This is a genomic window from Ligilactobacillus salivarius DSM 20555 = ATCC 11741, assembly GCF_001435955.1.
Lineage (GTDB): Bacteria > Bacillota > Bacilli > Lactobacillales > Lactobacillaceae > Ligilactobacillus > Ligilactobacillus salivarius.
In genome coordinates this window covers 48,700-65,883 of the sequence record NZ_AYYT01000005.1, presented here as the reverse complement: position 1 = coordinate 65,883, position 17,184 = coordinate 48,700, and the positions used below count along the sequence as shown (strand labels likewise).

Here is a 17,184-nt window from a genome sequence, read left to right as displayed (position 1 = left end):
CTATACAATTAGATTTTAATTGTATTAAAATAATTTTTATAAATAATCCATCTCATAGCCATTAACCCAACTTAGTAATCACATTGTAAATTTTATCCGCTGCATTTCCTTTTGTAAATTTCTTTGCAAAATCAAATCCATTGATGGCTAGCTCTTTCATTTTTTGCCTATCTTTATACAAGTACACTAATTTCTCAGCTAATTCATCAATATCTCCATTTTTATATAATAAGCCTGTTACATTATCTGCTATTAGCTCACTTGTACCAGCACTATCAGCACCTATCATCGCCAAATTGCTAAGCATTCCTTCAATCGTAACTCTTCCAAAAGCCTCACTTCTAGATGCTACAATCCCAATATCCATATCAGATCGATATTCGTTCATTTTTGTCTTGAAACCATCAAAATACACTTGATCAGATAGCCTATGATCTTTCACATAACTATTTATTTCATTGTAATAGGCTTCCGATTTTTCTCCACATATATGTAACTCAATTTTAGCACCCAATTTATTGGCTTTTTCTACTGCTTTTACTGCTATTAATTGTCCCTTACCTTCTTGAATCATTCCAACTATAGTTGCTTTCAATAGGTTATTAGGATTAGTATTAAAATTAGTTTTTTTATTTATAAAATCTCCTGAAATGTCATTATATATCACTTCTTGAAGGATTTCTTTTCTTATATGAGGAGAGTATTTCTTCTCTATCGCTTTTGAAATATAGATTATACCCTTAGATTTATTCAACTTACGATACAGAGCTTTTTCGCCTCCTCTTAATGAAAAACCGTGATCTTCTTTTCCAAATTCCCTTATATGCCATATATGAGGAAGTCCAGTCATTTTACTTAAAATAAAGCCATAATCTATCACAATTGTGTTACTGTAAATAACATTAATCTTTTCTTTTTTCACTACACTTCTTAATTTAAAAAGTATAAACCATGATAAAAATTTCTTAACCATATACTTGAAACTTTCTCTTTTACTATTTTCAGTGTAATTAAGTTTATAAGCAAAGGGTAAATATATGGTTTTCACGCCTAAATTTTCTAAATAATCAATAGCTGTATCTCTCCGAGTAGGATATACAACATATACTGTCACCCCATCTCTTTTAACTATATTTTCAATAATATCTACCAACGAGCGTACTGCACCATTATTTAGATTAGCATAATGAAGACAAAATAATATTTTTATCTGTTTATTCATATCACAATCTCCCTAGTCACGTTTAAAAATGTCACGTGTATATACTTTTTCTTCTACATCATCTAGGCATTTTTCATATCGATTAGCAACTATGACATCGCTCATTTTCTTAAATTTCTCTAAATCATTAATAATCTGACTACCAAAGAATGTTGCATTACCATCTAAAGTTGGCTCATAAATTATAATTTGTGCCCCTTTAGCTCTTATCCGTTTCATTACTCCTTGGATAGATGATTCGCGGAAGTTATCCGAATTGGACTTCATTGTTAGACGATAAACCCCAACAACTGGTTGTTTTTTCTCATTTGGATTGTAAATCATATCTTGAGAATAATCATAATAACCAGCCTTTTTCAAAACTTGATCAGCAATGAAACTCTTTCTTGTACTATTGGATTTCACGATTGCCTCAATTAAATCTTCTGGAATATCTTGGTAGTTGGCTAATAATTGTTTAGTATCTTTGGGTAGACAATATCCACCATAGCCGAAGGACGGATTATTATAATGATCGCCAATTCGCTCATCTAAAGATACACCTTCAATAATATCTTGAGTATTCAAATTTCTAGATTCTGCATAAGTATCTAATTCATTGAAGAATGAAATTCTCAAAGCTAAATAGGTATTAGCAAATAATTTTATTGCTTCAGCTTCTGAAAAACCTGGAAATAGCACTGGGATATTTTCCTTTATTGCACCTTCTTGTAGTAGCTCTGCAAATTGTTGCGAAGCTTTAAGTTGATTATCATCACTCTTATCAGTCGCTACAATAATTCGACTTGGATATAAATTATCATATAAAGCTTTTGATTCACGTAAAAATTCTGGACTAAAAATAATTCTATCTGTTTGGTATTTTTCTCGAACTGATTCTGTATAACCGACAGGAATTGTCGATTTTATGACAATCGTTGCATGTGAGTTAACACTTAAAACCATTTCAATTACACTTTCTACTGAACTTGTGTCAAAATAATTTTTGACTACATCGTAATTAGTAGGTGTCGCTACAATTACGATATCTGCTTGTCTATACGCTTCTTCGCTGTTTATTGTTGCATGTAAATCCAATTCTTTTTCTGCAAGGTATTTTTCAATATATTCATCCTGAATTGGAGATTGTCGCTTATTAATTAATTCTACTTTCTCAGGAACTGTATCAACCGCTGATACATGATTGTGCTGAGCAAGCAACACAGCCAACGATAAACCCACGTAGCCCACTCCAGCTACTGCTATATTTAAACTTTTTTCCATCAACTATCACTTCCCTAATTTATAAAAATCTCGATACCACTTAATAAATCTTTTCAAGCCCACTCTCAATTTGGTATCTGGTTTAAAATTAAAATCTTTTTCTAATTCGCTGATATCGGCATATGTAACAGCCACGTCTCCTGGTTGCATTGGAACTAGTTCCATATGTCCCTCAAAATCGTAGTCTTTCGGCAAAATATCTGCTTTCACCAACTCATCTTGTAAAATTTGTACAAATTCCATCAAATTTTCAGGATGATGGTTACCAATGTTGTAGATTCGATAAGCTGGTTCTAGGTCTTGCTCTGATTTTTCTGGAACTCCAGCCATTACCCGCTTAACCCCCTCAACTACATCGTCAATATAAGTAAAGTCGCGGCGACAATTTCCATAATTAAAAATCTGAATTTTTTCATCATTTATCAATTTCTTGGTAAATTTAAAATATGCCATATCAGGTCGGCCGCCTGGACCATAAACTGTAAAGAACCGCAAACCTGTTACTGGAATCCCAAAAAGATGACTATATACATGAGCTAATACTTCATCAGATTTCTTAGTAGCAGCATACAAAGAAATTTGTTTATCTGTATTACTATCAATTTTATATGGTATCTCTTTACCATCACCATAAATCGACGAAGATGAAGCGAATACTAAATGTTCTACACCATTTTCATTATCATAAGAATGGCGACATGCCTCTAAAATATTGTAAAAACCAATAATATTACTCTTAATGTAGGCATCTGGATTAGTAATTGAATTCCTGACTCCTGCTTGAGCTGCTAAATTAACAACAATATCAGGTTTAAAGTCAGTAAATATTTGATTTACTAAGCCAGCATCAGCAATATCTCCCTTAATGAATTCAAATTTACTTTCTGCATGTTGATTAATTTCTGTCTCTATTTGTTGAAGGCGCCATTCTTTTAAAGAAACATCATAATAGTCATTCATATTATCAACTGTTAAAATATTTACACCTTTAACTGTTCGTAATAAGGAAAGAATCAAATTAGCTCCAACAAAACCGGCTCCTCCAGTTATCAGAATTCTTTTTCCAGTCAAATCTATTTCTTTCATCGCCTTCACCTACTTAATTTCAAAACTTTCTTAACTAACATCATAAAATAATGATATTCATCTGTTTTTCGATAAAATAAAATTATTGTCAAATTAATAACCAAACAACAAATTACTATTCGAACGAAAAATAACATCCAACTGTTTCCTGTTATACAAATATCACAAAGTATATACGTTAGCCCCCCAGCCACAATATTTGTTAACAAGTATTTACCAACTATTTTAAAATATTCCTTTAAACTAACCTGACATTTTTTAAATATCAGATACGGTTCAAACCAAAAATTGGTTGTAATGTTACTAACAAATGTACCTAGTAAAACACCAACTATTCCCATCTTGAATACTAAGATAAATAATAAAGATGCTATCATATTAATAATTGGCTCAATAATATTTTTCTTCTTTAATTCTACAAAATGTCCAAAAGCATTATTAAACATGAGAAAAGTATTCCTAATCAGTCGCATAAAAAGATTCAACGCTATCATGAAAATAATTCCACTACTTAAAAGATATGATTTCCCTACCCATAAAATAATGAAAGGATTAGCTAAAATAAAGAACGATATTGAACTAAAAGCGACTAACCAGTAATTGATAAACCAGACTCTTTTAAAAATTAAATAAACTCTTTCAATTGATTCAACCGCAATTAAATTACCTACACTACCTGTCAAAGAATCTATCATTTTACTTGTTATTGTATTAACAACACCTATTAGCATTAGATAATTAGAATATAATCCTAGTATGATTGTACTAATGAATGCAGAAATTAGTAAATTATCTGTTGAAGTCACTATCGCTGAACTAATTCTACTAACAAATATTGCTTTAACATCTGTATATATTTTCTTTTTAGTTTCTTTTCCTACTTTTTCTGAATGGTATTCTTTTAAATATTGATATTTGTAATCAACATAGAGAGAATTTAGTAAGTTACCAAAAAACACCGTTAATATTAAAATTATTAAATACAAAATATAATTATGCCACAATATCAATATTGCAATTTGAATAATTCCTTGTATGAAATTTATTATTAGATCAATTCTAGATGAAATATAATCTTGTTGGTATACAGTCAAAATACTCTTTTTATATACAAAAAAGTAACTTATAACTGAACTAGATAGATATAACAAGTAAATAATTTTTAGTTCTGGAATATCTCTTATACCTGAAACTAAGTAATTTAGAAATGGAAGCAAGCTCAATCCTAAAACAGCAATAATAGTTCCAACTATTCTATAAAAAGTCCGATATAAATTTAATAAAGCTGCTACTTTTCTATGATCTCCTTGAGCTACTGGTTTGTACATGGAGTAAACAATAGCTGTTCCCATACCTAATTCTGTTAACGATAGTATGGAAAAAATATTACTGAACAAACCATTAAAACCCAAATACTCTTTTCCTAAAGTATGAATAAAAACAGTACGTACAGCAAAAGACATTAACATAGAAAAAATTTGAGTACTAAGTGCATAAATTGTATTTCTGATTGAATTTTCAACTCTTGAGCTTTTCATATCCATTCCTCATTTATAGTTTATTCTACTAATCAAAATCTGGGAATTCATTATTAGCTATTAAAGCGTTTCGCACTGCTTCTAACATTTTATAGCCATTTTTCGTATCTGGTTCTAAATAACCTGATTCACCCCATTCATTCCAGGCAAACATGAATAAATAATCCTTATGATAAACATTCCTTGCTCGTTTTATCTGTTGCGTTAAATAATATTCAAATTTTTCTGGACTTGTTCCATCACAAAATGAACCCTTATTTTTCCGACGTGGAGTATTATCCCAATCTACAAAGGCACCTGGATACCAGTCATCACCTTTAGGCTGTTGTTTTAAAATAATTTTCCAAATATCATCATACTTATAATGTCTTATAGTATTCTTACAAATAAGCATAGGAAATCTATCAGCTATCATACTGCCTAGTGTCTCTAGTTTAAAAGTTAAACTCTTACGTCCATATTCTACTATGGCTCGACTCATCTGAAATTCAATTCCTCCATCATATAAGCCATCACTATCTTTTTTATGATGATCAAATTTATCTTGCTGATGTAAGAAAAAGATTCCTGGTAAACCTGCTTCTTTAGCCCATTGTTGCCACTTTTTCATCATCTCAGGAAATTCCTTTACACCTAAAGGATTATATAATATCATTACTGGTCGACCATCCTCCTTAATATACCTACTATCTTTGAAGAAAGGTAGTAGATAATCAAAATGACGTTTCCAGTCTTTTTCATCACCATATTTTTGAATTATTAATTTTTCATTTGTCTTATCCGCCCATGCTCGAGACCAGGTATGATTTGCCCAGGAAAAACAAAATGGCATATCTACTTCTGGATGCCTTAGCATTATCTCAGCCGGTTTTTCTAATAACATCTTACCTTCAAACCAGTAATGATAATACGCAAATCCATAAATGCCATATTTTTTAGCTAAATCTTTTTGCCATAACATTGTTTTTATATCTGTTAGATTATAATAATTATCATTCAATGGGCGGCGTGGCATATTATGCCCTTTAAAATATGGTTTAGAATTTTTTACATTTGTCCATTCCGTAAATCCTTTACCCCACCACTCATTATTTTCTTTTATTTCGTGATATTGAGGTAAATAAAATGCTATTATCTTCATATAACACAATCCTCCATTCACTAGAAATTTTTATCACCCTACAATATATTTTTTAAATATAATATTATTATTTCAATTATCAAAATCTGGGAATTCATCATTAGCTATCAAGGCGTTCCTTACCGCCTCTAGCATCTTATAACTATTTTTCGTATCCGGTTCTAAATAACCAGACTCTCCCCATTCATTCCAGGCAAACATGAATAAATAATTCTTATGGTAAACATTCCTTGCTCGTTTTATCTGTTGCGTTAAATAATATTCAAACTTTTCTGGACTCGTTCCATCGCAAAATACTCCTTTATTCTTTCTACGTGGAGTATTGTCCCAATCTGCAAAAGCACCTGGATACCAATCATTACCTTTAGGTTGTTGTTTTAAGATAATTTTCCAAATATCATCATAGCTATAATGTTTCATAGTATGTTTACAGATTAATACAGGAATTTTATTTGCTATTCTGCTACCTAAAGCTTCCAATTTAAAAGTTAAACTTTTACGTATGTATTCTACCACAGCTCGATTAGGCTGAAACTCAATTCCACCTTCAAATGAATTACCACCAAATTCCTCATTATGATTAAATTCATTTTGTTGATGTAGGAAAAAAATTCCTGGCAAACTTGCATCTTTAGCCCATTGTTGCCACTTTTTCATCATCTCAGGAAATTCTTTTACACCTAAAGGATTATAAATTATCATTACTGGTCGGCCATTTTCTTTAATATAGCGTTTATCTTTGAAGAAAGGTAATAAGTAATCAAAATGACGTTTCCAATCTTTTTCATCGCCATACTTCTGAAGTTTTAATACATTATTTGTCTTATCCGCCCAAACTCGCGACCAAGTATGATTTGCCCAGGAAAAGCAGAACGGCATATCTACTTCTGGATGCCTTAGCATTATCTCGGCTGGTTTTTCCAATAACATTTCTCCTTCGAACCAGTAATGATAATATGCAAATCCATAAATACCATATTTTTTGGCTAGATCTTTTTGCCATAACATCGTTTTTACATCTGTTAAGTCATAGTAATTGTCATTTAATGGGCGGCGTGGCATATTATGTCCTTTAAAATAAGGCTTAGAATTCCTTACATTCGTCCATTCGGTAAAACCTTTACCCCACCACTCATTATTTTCTTTTATCTCATGATATTGAGGTAAATAGAAAGCAATTATTTTCATATATCACACCTCCTCCTTACTAAAAATTCTTCTTATCGTTAAGGCTATCAGTATACTTTTTCAAATCACGTCCCCAAATCATTCGTTGAATTAACTTTCCAATATTATTACGATGCATATATATTCTTCTTAGCATATATTTGTAGTAGTAAAATTTACCTAATTTAAGATCTTTTAGTTTAATATGTAAATTATCATTCCCCATGTAAATATCACTAGGTGTTACAATTATTTCCGAGCTTTGGTTACCCTTATGAAGATTAAATTTTCTTTTACTGTAATGCACATAAAAGTATTCTTCTAAATGATTATCTTTAGAAATTGTATATACTTTACCATTACTCCACTTTATGTATACCGATTCTCCTCGATCATTAAAATATGGAGGCATAGGTAAGAAATTAGCTATTTTCAAGGGATACGTTTTATACCCATTTCTAGATTTCTTTAACATCATTCCTCCAAATTCATCAAAGTAGAAGGCATCGTTATTTTGGAATACTTCTCGATAATTTTTTTCTGGATATACTCCATCATCCATAAAAAGATATCTTAGTTCTTCATTATTTTGATATATAGAAAAATGTCCATACTTACCAATGACATCATTCTTAAATAAAATTTCATCAGATAAATATTTGTCAATATCACCAAAAACAATATCCCCAAAATTTATATTTTTCTAACTCTTCCTGAAAAATATAACTATAGGCTGGACGAAAATCACAAATTTTATATGCCCTTTCCAAACTAATTTTAAAATCAAATTTACTCTGGACTTTGTTACGAAAATCTGTAAAGCTACAGTTGTGCACAATAATATTTTGTGTCGGTTCTATCTTACAATCTGTATAAAAAATAAAATCTACCTTTTTACTCTGGATTGCTGACTGGTACCATACATCAAAATAATTTGGTAATTTTCCAAAATATGGGATTATTACTCCTATTTTAGCTACCATTCTAATCTTCCCCCTTATTTAAATGGATATAATTGATAATTCATATATGTACCACCAGATACCGACATTAAATTCCTTGCTAGAATGATCATAAAAGCTACGTACAAGATTAATAAATACAAATTTCTAGATCTTCCAGCTGTCATCAGATGTTTACTTTTAACAATTGCTATATAAATTCCTATCATGTAATATTCTAATAATCTAGTGAATATATTTTGATTAATAGAGCCACAAATAATTGCTAGACTTGCAACTACCAAAATAGTTTTCTTCTTGCTATATTCATAGTTATCAATACTTAAGAAATACATAATATAAAATATATAACGAATACCATAATTAACCGGATTAATTGGTGGTACAACTTCTCCTGGATTAATCAAGTATGAAGAATACCTATCACCACCAATTATTATGGCGAATTGAACAATCTTTGAAATTGCACTATTTCCTAAAAATAAAATTCCAAAAGAAGCAACTGAAGTTATTACTACTAATTTTTTAACATCAGTCCTTTTCAATCTCTCAATCAATGGTAATAATATCAAATTGAAAATCGCACTTCGGTGGAAAGTCCAAGCAATAATTGTTAGTAAATATTTAATTTTATTCTTACCTTTTTCTTGGTAATAATCACTTATTGAAAGAACTGCTAACCAGATAAGTAAGATAGCAATATTTTGTCGTAAAAATTCCATATTATTTTGAAAAAAACGATAGCAGAAGTAAACAAACAATAATAATAATTTTTCTTGATCAGCTAATTTAGTCTTCTTCAAAACCAACCCTAATAAAAAGATGGCAATAAAACTATATATTAACTGAAAAATAAAGTAGTCGTTATGAATGGTTTTAGCTAGCGAGTTTAGTAAAGCATATCCAATTTCATATGTGTGATTATACTCAGAAAAATGAAATAAGGTTGGGATATTTTCCTTAAAGTATGCTCGATATGATCTACCATCAGTTCCTGTTATGTAGGGATTATGTAAGGTAATAAACACAAATAATATACATAGCATAGCATTTAAATATTTGTCACTATTTTTGGAAGTGAAGTAGCCAATAAATATTAAAGTTGCGATTCCCAAATAATAAACCATATCATCACTTCCTATAATTTATATTTATTTTTCCAATATCTTCCTATAATTGTAGATATTGGATAAAATATTGTCGTTAACAATGGTGCATTACTATCGTTAATGAGTTGCTTAAGTCCTATATTCTTCAAAAATCCATATGTATCATATAAAAGAGCTGATTTTAATCTTCTTCTCCAATATATTCCTGGCATCATGCATAAATTACAGTACTCTATACTTCCCAATAAGGAGTGTAATCTCAATACTCTATTACTGTTAGTCAAACCACCTTCTAAGTAATCTGAAATACCAATCACACTATTTTTACCAATCATATCGTATTGATATGCCATTTTAATCATCATTGTGCTTTCACCAATATATTTTTCACCTTCATACTCACTGAATGGATATTGTTTCATAATTTCACTATAAAATACGTCACATCTTTCACCAGTAGAAACTTTGCTTAGCCTCCATTTTAAGAAATTATATCTGCCTTCTCTAGGAAAATCTTTTCCAAATAGTTCACCATTTTTTCTCTGTCTTAAAAAAGTAAATCCACAAATATTTTCTTTATTTTTATTTTCATTGTAAGTCTTCTCAATCACTTCAACCGCATCATTCGTAAAAGTATCATCACTATCCAAAATGACTATTAACTTCGTGAAAGTATACTTTAATCCATAATTTATAGCAGTATGCTTCCCACCATTTTCCTTATAAAAATATCTAATTCTTAATTTGTTGCTTTTAATGAATGATTCTACAATTTCCTTTGTATTATCTGTACTACCATCATCAATTATCAACCACTCAAAATCTTTATCTGTTTGTTGTTGTAGAGATACAAAAATATTTTCTAAATATTCGCCACGATTATATGTTGGGGTTAATATTGTCAACAATTTTCCCATATACTCATCCGTCCTTATATTTTCCCATTCTATTTGCCTTAGCATCCCTATATCCTCGAAGCATCATCAAGTATTTCTTTGCTTTTTGTTTCTCAAATAAAGTAATTTTCACAAAAAATTTACATAGATCTACTCCAATAAATTCATGGATCTCTTTTCCATATTTCATCTCTAAATATTTCTGATTTCTAAATAAATAATATGTACGTACTGGGTTAGCAAACGACGGATGAACTTTCTTCCATAAAATTCGAACTGGTTTAGAATTTCCAAAACGCTGCTTAATAATCGCTGGTCCCACCATCAAAATTTTCCAATTATTTTGATTCAATTTGATACAAAAATCTATATCAATATGAGCTATAAATAAGTCATCATCAAAACCACCAACATCAGTGTAAGCTTTGAGTGAAGTTAAGCTTCCAGAAGTCATTGTCCAGGGAATTTCTTTAAATTCTTCCTTGCTCCATTTTAGATAAGCTACTTTGTCTAAATTAGTTTTCTCATCATGATAAATAGACTTAACATTTGGACAAATAATACCATATCTTTTATTTTTTTGAGCTGCTACCTTTAATTTACTAACAGCTGTTGGTTCAAATATTGAATCCTGATCCATTGTTAGAATATAGTCAAATCTATCTTTGATTGCTTTTTTGCAACCTACATTTAAAGCATATGCTAAACCTAGATTTTTATGTAAAGGAATATACTCACATTTATTCTGATATTTGTAATTAGCTAATAAGTTGATATGACTTCCATTTGAGTTATCAACAATATATAATTTATCAATATCAGTAATGTAAGAACTAATATTATCTAAGATATCACCGTCAGGATTGTACCAAACTACTACTCCACAAAATTTCAATTCCTACACCTTCTCACTCCAGTAAATGCTTGTATAACCTCAAATAATTCTCAGTCATTTTTCTTATATCATATTTACTGGCTTGTTTCTCACTCAATTTGGTTAACTTATGTGAATACTCACTATCACTAACTACTTTCTTTATTGCTTGAACAAACTTTTCAACGTCATTTACTGAACATTTAACTCCAGCTTCACCAACTACTTCAGCTAAACCAGGCACATCTGATACAATGACTGGAGTTTGACTTGCCATGGCTTCTACTGCAATCAAGCCAAATCCTTCCCAGAGCGATGGAATAACCAATACATCAATTGTTTTTAAAACCCTAGCTACATCTTTTCTAAATCCTAACAAATGAACCTTTTTTTGTAGTTTTTTCTGTTGGATTTTATTCATAATCTCTTGTTTTAATGGACCTTCACCTAGACAGAGTAAATGATAGTTATCAGGTAAATTCTCCATAACTTCTAGCATAAAGAAGTAATTCTTTTGTTCAGTTAGTGATCCAATAATACAAAGTAATTTATCTTTCTCACCAATCCCCGGAAGCAAGTCACTTCTCTTATATGGTTGGGATTTTCTAAAATCTTCTATGACTATCCCATTACAGATAACCACATATTTATCCCTATCATTAGGTCGTAGCCAATCCAATAAAACCTCTTGTACCTTATCACTTATCGACGTAACTTTATCATAATTACGATAAATTATTTTCTCTAATGGTCGACTTAACTTGATATGACGACGCCTATTATCAGTATTATGCTCCGTCATTACTAGCTTAGGCATCTTTTCCCCTAAAATAACCTTTATAATAGAACAATAATATATCAATGGAAATTCATTAGCGTGAACTATATCAAAGTTATTATTCTTTATATAATTCATTATGTATATCATTCTCTTAAAGTGGCCTTTATTATAGATATTTTTAGGAACAATCTGAACTTTAACCCCATGATTTCGCAGAGATTCCAAATACTTAGCGTTATCGTCAAATAAAATTAATAGTTCACAGTAATTCCCACTTTCATTAATTAGTGGCAACATGTCATTCAATAATTTCTCAACACCGCCACCTGCTAGACCGTTATTAACAAATAAGATTTTCATTGTTGCCACCTAATTTCTATCGGAAATTTTCTACCTAAGAATTTCTTCCCACTTACTTACTATTTTATCTACGGAAAATTGACGTGATTTTTGAATTGCAGCCTGATGCATCTGATCTCTCAAAGCTTGATTTTCAGCTATTTTTAACATCGCTTGAGCATAAGCATTTGCATCTTGCTTATTTTTAACAATTAGTCCTTCAATTCCATTAGTAACCAATGGACCCATTGCATCAATATCAAATGCAACAATTGGACATCCCATTTCAAGAGATTCAAGAACTATCATCGGCATTCCTTCCCATCTTGACGATAAAAGCAGTACCGAAGATTGTAAGAAGTATTTCTTTATATCATCAGTTTTCCCAGGAGTTAGGATTCTTTCTTCCAATTCATATTCTTTAATTTTATCCTTTATCGCTGGAAGTTCCTCACCATCACCGACTAACAGCAACTTCCAATCCGAATTTTTTTTGGCAAAAATTTTAAAAGCATCTATCAGGGTATCGAATCCTTTGGCATAAGCCATTCGTCCAGCTGCAAGGAAGACCTTATTTCTCATATCTGATTTTTCCTTAGAAACATAACTCTTAGGATTGTAAATGACAGTTGAATTAATTCCAAAATTAGCATCTACCTTTTCTTTAGCTGTTTCATTTAAAACAACGTATGCATCAAGGTTGGAAAGATACTTTTTAAAAAGACCAGCTTTCTTCCAAGCATAACGTCCAGGAGTACAAAAATAAGCGTCGTATGAATTATGTTGCCAACCAATTGTTTTAGCTTCTATTTCTGGAGCAACCATTGCCAACAAAAGGCTGTGATACCAAGCAACACCTATCACGACATCATAGTCACCTTGATTAAAAAAAGTTACTAGCTTTTTTTGCATAAATTTAGGAAAATCTATTTTCTCTAAATATTTATCATTTCTTGCAACTTTAGATAGTATTTTCCTAACAATTCTATAAAGAATATTAGACGCAATTTTATTCTTTGGAAATTCAACAAAGTTTATACTTTTATCTAATTTATAAACTGAATTGGATAAAATTTCAGGTGTATCGTAAGAAGAAATTGTAACCTCATGCTTCTTAGCTAATTCATTTGCAAAAAGTGTAATTACCCTTTGGATTCCACCTATACCAGAAATTGTTCCCACACAAATACAAATTTTCATTCTCATCACCCTCTATCTAATATTTTGTATTTCAGCAAGATACTTAGACACTATGATTTGTCGATCAAATTCTTGTTCTACTTTTTTGCGTGCTGCAATTCCCATTTTTTCTCTTTGTTCTAAATCTAAATGGAGAAATTGTTCTATCTTATCAGTTAAGTCTTTGCTATTTTGTTCTACAACGACAAAACCATTCACCCCATCATCAACAATTTCTCGACAACCTGGTCGATCAGTTGTAATAATCGGACGACCACTCGCACATGCCTCCAACAAAACATTCGACATTCCTTCTGGATAATAAGTTGGATGAATCAAACAATCAATTTCTTGATATACAGATTTCATATCTTGAACCATTCCATGATAATTAATAATCTTTTCAGCTTGCAACTTAGCTAACACACTTTGATACTCTTCTTCACAAAAGCCATAGATATGAAATTCTGTCTCTGAATACTTCTTTTTAATATACTTAGCTGCTGCTAAATATTGATCTATACCTTTCTGGCGCATAATCCTTGAAACAAAAGCAAATTTTACTACTTCATGTTTAGGATATGGTTTCTTTTGATATTCTTGTAAATTTACTCCAGATCCAGGAATAATTTCATAACTATTACTTTTATCGATTATTTTCCTATCTAACATAAAATCTTGATTAGCTTGATTTTGAAAGAAAATTTTTTTCGCATCTTTTAAAGCTACTTTGTACATCAAACTTGTTATTTTTTGTAAAATTCCTTCATTTTCTAAAGCTGTTCCTAAGCCTGTGACATTGACTATATATGGAATCTTACATAAACGAGCAGCATATCCACCGTAAATATTGGGCTTGATTGTGTATGTCAAAATTACATCTGGCTTTAGTTTTCTAATATTTTTTCTAAAATACAACATTAACCGAATATCTTTAAATGGGTTCGTTCCGCGTCTTTCTAAATAAGGACAATCAATGAATTTAGCACCTAATGCTATTAATTTATCGACATTTTTCCCATATGGCAGAAGTAGATAGATTTCATTTTCTTTAGTAAGTTCCGTAATTAGTTCTTTTCTGAATTTATATAAGCCTACATCATTATTTGCAATAATCAAAATTCTTTTCATTACTAATCACCTCTTACCTTGTTAAAAGTCTAGCTGGTACTCCCACATAAGTTCCACTTTTATTAATATCTTTAACGACTACTGCTCCAGCACCTATCATGCAATCTTTGCAGATAGCAATATTATTGATAACACTGGCTGAAACCCCTAGCCAAGTTCTAGTCGCAACCTTCACATTTCCCGCTAGATGTGCTCCCACAGAAACGTGAACAAAATCATCCAATGTACAATCGTGGTCAACCGAAGCTGAAGTATTGATAATACATCCCTTACCAATCTTAGTATCAGAATTGATTACCACTCCAGCCATCACCACTGTTCCTTCACCAATAGTTACCCTTCTGCTGATTGTAGCTCGGGGATGGATCAACGTAACTGTCTTAATCTTTTCCATTAATTTTTGGCGAAGATTTGCATCCCCAATTGCTACAAATTTATCTCCTTTTATTTTAGCTGCATCTTCTATTTTTCCAACGACACTAAAACCAGCACATGATGTTTTATTATCATCTAAAAAAACAATTTCTTCATAGCCGTTTTTCACAGCAATATCAGCTACGACTTTTCCATGACCACCAGCACCTAGGATAACTAATTTTTTCATACTCTATGCCCATTTCCTTTAAATTCGTCCATTGTCGCTGAACCTTTTTCTGATATTCCTTCTCTCTTAAAAACTGTTTTAATAGTTTTGAAAATTATCTTCCAGTCATTGAGAAAAGTAACATTATCAACATACTCTACATCTAATTTAAAACGATCTTCCCAAGTAATTGCATTTCGTCCGTTTACTTGAGCATAACCTGTCAAGCCTGGTCTTACTTCATGTCTTCTAGCTTGTTCATCATTATATAAAGGTAAATACTTCACTAATAAAGGACGTGGTCCAATCAATGCCATATCACCCTTTAAAATATTGAACAACTCTGGTAATTCATCTAAACTTGTACTACGTAATTTTTTACCAAAGCTAGTCAAACGTTGATCATCAGGTAATAATTTTCCATCTTTACCTCTTTGATTAGTCATTGTTCTAAATTTATACAAATCAAATACTTTTCCATCTTTACCTACCCTTTTTTGTATAAAAATGGCAGGTTTTCCAAACTTTACTCTTACTAATAAATATGTGATTAGCAAAATTGGTGAAAGTATAATTATCGCAATCAAACTAAGTACAATAGCTTGTAGTCTTTTTATATATCTTTCGTAGAAACCCTTTGGCTTAATGGTTGTAGTCTGGATCATATTTCATCATCCCCTTAACTTCCACTCAAAATCCCACTCAAACTTCTCATCACTCAAAACATGATTTAATTACATCAATAATTCTATCTTGTTGTTCTGGAGTCATCTTATTATCACTAGGTAAACACAACCCGCGATTAAAAATATCTTCATCTACACCATTTTCATCAACTTTAACAAATACGTTTTTCTCATAAATAGGTTGAAGATGCATTGGTTTCCAAATTGGACGCCCCTCTGCGTTAATGGCAGCCAGTGCTTCTAAAATCTCTGTCGGACAAGATTTACCTTGCTCAGAAATATAACTAGCTTCGGTATCTGTCCTAGTTTGCTTACACATCGCCTCTTTATCGATCACTAAACATGATAACCAAAAATTAGGTTCACTCTTATCACTATCAAAAGGATTCATCTTAACCGGCAATTCACTCAATCCGGCTTGATAACGTTGATAGATTTTCTTCTTTTGGACAATATGTTCTTCTAAATACGGAAATTGTCCTCGAACTATTCCTGCAATTACATTACTCATGCGATAGTTGTATCCTATCTCTTTATGCTGATACCAAGGTGCATCTTCTCTAGCTTGTGTCGATAATTTCCTTGCTTTATCAGCTAATTCTTTCTTATCTGTCAGTAACATACCACCTGAAGATCCGGTGATAATTTTATTACCATTAAAAGAAATAACTCCAATTTCTCCAAATGATCCAGTCTGTTGTCCTTGATAAGTTGCCCCTAAAGACTCAGCTGCATCTTCTATTAAAATCGCTTTGTGTTGCCTACAAATTTCCTTAATTTCTGTTAATTTTGCCGGTACTCCGTACAGATGAGCTAACATAACTACTCTTACATCTGGATATAATTCAAAAGCTTTTTCTAATGCTTCTGGACTCATATTCCATGTATCAGGCTCACTATCAATAAAGATAGGTACTCCACCTTCATAAACTATTGGATTAGCTGTAGCGCTAAAGGTCATATCTGTACAAAATACCTTTTCCCCGTGTTTAATCTTGGCTAGTTTCATCGCCAAATGCAAAGCCGCTGTTCCTGATGATAATGCTACGGTGTACCCCACACCTATTTTTTTAGCTACATCAGCTTCAATTGAATCGATATTCGCCCCTATCGTCGACATCCAATTCGTTTGATAGGCTTCTGTCATATACTTTAATTCTTCACCATGCATTGTTGGCGAAGATAAATAAACTCTTTCTGTGAAAGGCTCAAATTTTTGCTTCATCC

At 31.3% G+C, this 17,184-nt stretch carries 15 protein-coding genes and 1 pseudogene; all 16 read right to left on the bottom strand.

From position 1 onward, the window contains the following. Positions 1-61: 61 nt before the first annotated feature. The 16 genes and pseudogenes from FC55_RS04090 to FC55_RS04010 all read right to left on the bottom strand — a co-directional run bounded on the left by FC55_RS04090 (position 62) and on the right by FC55_RS04010 (position 17,182). Positions 62-1,222 (bottom strand): glycosyltransferase family 4 protein, encoded by a 1,161-nt coding sequence (locus tag FC55_RS04090; protein WP_003700369.1) that lies wholly within the window; start codon positions 1,220-1,222, stop codon positions 62-64. 12 nt (positions 1,223-1,234) lie between these two features. Then, complete coding sequence (locus tag FC55_RS04085; RefSeq protein WP_003700371.1) at positions 1,235-2,485, bottom strand: nucleotide sugar dehydrogenase; 1,251 nt, start codon at positions 2,483-2,485, stop codon at positions 1,235-1,237. 6 nt (positions 2,486-2,491) lie between these two features. Further along, positions 2,492-3,571 (bottom strand): NAD-dependent epimerase/dehydratase family protein, encoded by a 1,080-nt coding sequence (locus FC55_RS04080; RefSeq protein ID WP_035149816.1) that lies wholly within the window; start codon positions 3,569-3,571, stop codon positions 2,492-2,494. 5 nt (positions 3,572-3,576) lie between these two features. Continuing rightward, on the bottom strand, positions 3,577-5,109 hold the full coding sequence (locus tag FC55_RS04075) for a lipopolysaccharide biosynthesis protein (RefSeq protein WP_081036605.1): 1,533 nt from the start codon (positions 5,107-5,109) through the stop codon (positions 3,577-3,579). A gap of 28 nt (positions 5,110-5,137) precedes the next feature. Beyond that, positions 5,138-6,250: a glycosyltransferase WbsX family protein gene (locus FC55_RS04070; protein WP_003700375.1), complete on the bottom strand. Its 1,113-nt coding sequence runs from the start codon at positions 6,248-6,250 to the stop codon at positions 5,138-5,140. 72 nt (positions 6,251-6,322) lie between these two features. Continuing rightward, a complete protein-coding gene (locus FC55_RS04065; RefSeq protein WP_003700377.1) occupies positions 6,323-7,438 on the bottom strand; it encodes a glycosyltransferase WbsX family protein in 1,116 nt (371 codons plus the stop codon). Between the two features lie 19 nt (positions 7,439-7,457). Continuing rightward, positions 7,458-8,400 (bottom strand): annotated as a pseudogene (locus FC55_RS10245) (DUF6625 family protein). Positions 8,401-8,414: 14 nt separating this feature from the next. After that, on the bottom strand, positions 8,415-9,506 hold the full coding sequence (locus tag FC55_RS04050; protein WP_003700382.1) for an EpsG family protein: 1,092 nt from the start codon (positions 9,504-9,506) through the stop codon (positions 8,415-8,417). A gap of 11 nt (positions 9,507-9,517) precedes the next feature. Further along, positions 9,518-10,450 (bottom strand): glycosyltransferase family A protein, encoded by a 933-nt coding sequence (locus tag FC55_RS04045; protein WP_003700384.1) that lies wholly within the window; start codon positions 10,448-10,450, stop codon positions 9,518-9,520. Beyond that, positions 10,410-11,279, bottom strand: coding sequence for a glycosyltransferase family 2 protein (locus FC55_RS04040; protein ID WP_003700385.1), 870 nt, complete (start codon positions 11,277-11,279; stop codon positions 10,410-10,412). The genes FC55_RS04045 and FC55_RS04040 overlap by 41 nt, the downstream gene beginning before the upstream one ends. A gap of 13 nt (positions 11,280-11,292) precedes the next feature. Next, the gene (locus tag FC55_RS04035) at positions 11,293-12,399 is read right to left on the bottom strand and encodes a glycosyltransferase (protein WP_003700386.1); all 1,107 of its coding nucleotides are present in this window, start codon (positions 12,397-12,399) and stop codon (positions 11,293-11,295) included. Positions 12,400-12,429: 30 nt separating this feature from the next. Further along, a complete protein-coding gene (locus FC55_RS04030) occupies positions 12,430-13,578 on the bottom strand; it encodes a glycosyltransferase family 4 protein (RefSeq protein ID WP_035149825.1) in 1,149 nt (382 codons plus the stop codon). A gap of 12 nt (positions 13,579-13,590) precedes the next feature. After that, a complete protein-coding gene (locus tag FC55_RS04025; RefSeq protein WP_003700388.1) occupies positions 13,591-14,688 on the bottom strand; it encodes a glycosyltransferase family 4 protein in 1,098 nt (365 codons plus the stop codon). Between the two features lie 13 nt (positions 14,689-14,701). Continuing rightward, positions 14,702-15,292 carry an acetyltransferase gene (locus FC55_RS04020; RefSeq protein ID WP_003700389.1) on the bottom strand — a complete coding sequence of 197 codons (591 nt, stop codon included), beginning with the start codon at positions 15,290-15,292 and terminating at the stop codon, positions 14,702-14,704. Next, positions 15,289-15,936, bottom strand: a complete 648-nt coding sequence (locus FC55_RS04015) for a sugar transferase (RefSeq protein ID WP_003700390.1) — start codon at positions 15,934-15,936, stop codon at positions 15,289-15,291. The genes FC55_RS04020 and FC55_RS04015 overlap by 4 nt, the downstream gene beginning before the upstream one ends. Positions 15,937-15,985: 49 nt before the next feature. After that, positions 15,986-17,182 (bottom strand): DegT/DnrJ/EryC1/StrS family aminotransferase, encoded by a 1,197-nt coding sequence (locus FC55_RS04010; RefSeq protein ID WP_003700391.1) that lies wholly within the window; start codon positions 17,180-17,182, stop codon positions 15,986-15,988. Positions 17,183-17,184: the final 2 nt, after the last annotated feature.